This window comes from Polyangium sp. 6x1 (genome assembly GCF_029946515.1).
GTDB lineage: Bacteria > Myxococcota_A > Polyangia > Polyangiales > Polyangiaceae > Polyangium.
Genome location: NZ_JARZHH010000169.1, coordinates 1 through 2434, shown reverse-complemented (window position 1 = coordinate 2434; position 2434 = coordinate 1). Strand labels below are relative to the sequence as shown.

Below are 2434 nucleotides of genomic sequence, written 5' to 3'. Positions count from 1 at the left end.
CGGGGTGGGCGCAGCGGGCGCATTGCCGCCCGCCGCCGCCGGCGGGGGCGCGGTCTGCACGCCGCCGCCGCCGCCGTCGTCGCCGCCGCGGACGGCGATGCTCGGCACCGCAATGGGTTGTCCGGGCTCATGCGTGCGTGCGCCCTTGGGCTTGGATTCCTCCTCGAGCCGCGCCCGCTCCGCCATCTTGAACTGCGATTGCCGGATGTCCTCGACGAGGCCATTGGCGCGCGCGTAATCCTTCGGGGGCTCCCACTCCGCCTCGCCGAAGACGAAATACCTGTCGAGGAACTCCTGCCGCTCCTGCATCTTGCGCTCGAAGATCGCCCGGAGGTCCTCCTGATCACGAATGATGTACGGGGTCAGGACGAGCAGGAGGTTCGTCTTCTGCGTGGTCTTCGTCGTGGTGCGGAAGAGCGCGCCGAGGATGGGGATGTCGCCGAGGATCGGGATCTTCGTGCGCTTGTTGGTGACCGCGTCGCGCATGAGGCCGCCGATGACCACGGTCTGCTGGTCGCGAACGACGAGCGTGGTCTTCGCGTTGCGCTTGGTGATCGAGACCGTTCCGAGCGCGTCGTTGGCCGGCGGGCCAGCCTCCGAGATGCCCTCGGTGATCTCGAGGCGCACCTGATCGGAGTCGTTGACGTGCGGCGTGACCTCGATCTTCGTGCCGACGTCCTGGCGGGGCGCGGAGAACCCGCCGCCGAGGCCGCCGAGGAGGCCGAGGCCGCCGAGGCCGCCCGCGGCCCCGGTCGCGCCCGCCGCGCCCGCGAGCGAGCCGAGGCCGCCGCCGACGTTGGTCTGGAGCGGGATGTTCTGGCCAATCTCGATCGTGGCCGGGATGTTGTCCGTCGCGAGGATGTGCGGCGTGGCGAGGATGTTCGAATCGTTGTCGCTCGCAATCGCGTGCATGATGACGCCAAACGCCGGGAGGGAAACGCCGGTGCCCATCAGGTTGGAGACCGTCGGGCCGCGGACGCCGAGCGCGAGCGCGCCGAGCTGGCTCGCGAGGGTGGGCGAAGTCGGCGCGCCGATGGAGTTGAGCATATCGTTGCCGCCATACGCGACGGCGGGATCCGTCGTGCCCTCGATGCCCATGGGGACCGGCGCGCCCATGTGCCAGCGGACGCCGACCTCGTTCGTGCGGTAGACGTTCACGTCCATGATGACGGCCTCGATGAAGACCTGGCGGCGCGGCTGATCGAGCTCGTCGATGACGCTGCGGAGCGCGGCGTAATCGCGGAGCGAGGACGTGACGACGAGCTTGTTCGAGCCTTCGTCGCACGTGATCTTGACCTGGCCCTCGAAAATGTCCTCGGTCGAGCCGGGGACGGGCGGAGCCGCCTGCGCGCCGCGGCGTCCGCCGGCCCCGCCTCCGCCGCCGCCGGCGCCGGCCGCGCCGCCGAGGAGCTGGTTCAGCGTGCCCGAGAGGTCCTTGCAACCGGCGTGCTGGAGCGGCAATACGTGCATTTGCCCCTCGCCGGATTGCGGGACGTCCATGCGCTTGATGAGCTCGAGCAGGCGCATGTAATCGGGCTGGTTCGCCGTGATGACGAGCGAGTTCGTGCGGTCGTCCGCGAGGATGCGCGCGCCGCCCGCGCCGCCGCCGCCGCCGGCCGCGCCGCCCCGGGCGCCGCCCTTGCCGCCGGCGCCGGGCTTGAGATCGAGGATCTCGTTCAATTTCATGGCGACGTCGTTCGCCCCGGCATAATGGATCGGCTCGAACCAGATCTGATCGCCCGCACCGCCGACGTCGATGTCCTCGAGGATGCGGATCATGCGCTGCACGTTCGAGCCCGTGTCCGTCATGATGATCAGATTGCCGGACGGGTGGACCGTGATGTCGCCCTCCTTCGATTTGAACTTCCCGAGGACGTTCGCGGCCTCGTTCGGATCGACGCTGGCGACGCGATACATGCGCGTGATGAAGCGATCCTCGGCGGGGACCGCGGTGCCGGCGCCGTAAATGGGGGTCGTCTGCGAGACGACGCCGGGGGTCTCGACGATCTTGAGGAAGCGGCCGTGCGGAATGACGGTGAGGCCGTTCGTCTCGAGAATCGAGAGGAACGCGCTGTAGGCCTCCTGCACCGTGACCTTGTCCGGCGAATACACGGTGGCCTTGATCTGGCGGAGCTTGCCGCCATAGATGAAGCGCCGGCCCGTGATGTTGCTGATGGCCTTGACGAGCTCGTTGAGGTCGGCCTCCTCCAGGTTGAAGGAGACCATGAAATTGCCATTACGCGGCTTGAAATCGATTTCCTTCGGGCCCTGCTTGACGCCGGCCATGGGATCCTCGCCGACGACGGGCGCGGGGCCGAACGGCGCGGCAGCGCGCGGCGGCGGGCCAGGCGGGAAGCCAGGAGGCGCGGCCGCATTCGGGCCGCCCGCGCCGCCGGGGGCAGCCGGAGCCGCCGCGGGGGGCGCGCCGGTCGGC

At 69.6% G+C, this 2434-nt stretch carries 1 protein-coding gene; it reads right to left on the bottom strand.

Annotated features, from left to right (window positions below; genetic code table 11):
* A partial coding sequence (gene gspD, locus QHF85_RS49620) for a type II secretion system secretin GspD (protein ID WP_281334566.1) occupies window positions 1-2286 on the bottom strand: 2286 nt, incomplete at its 3' end.
* Window positions 2287-2434 lie beyond the last annotated feature (148 nt).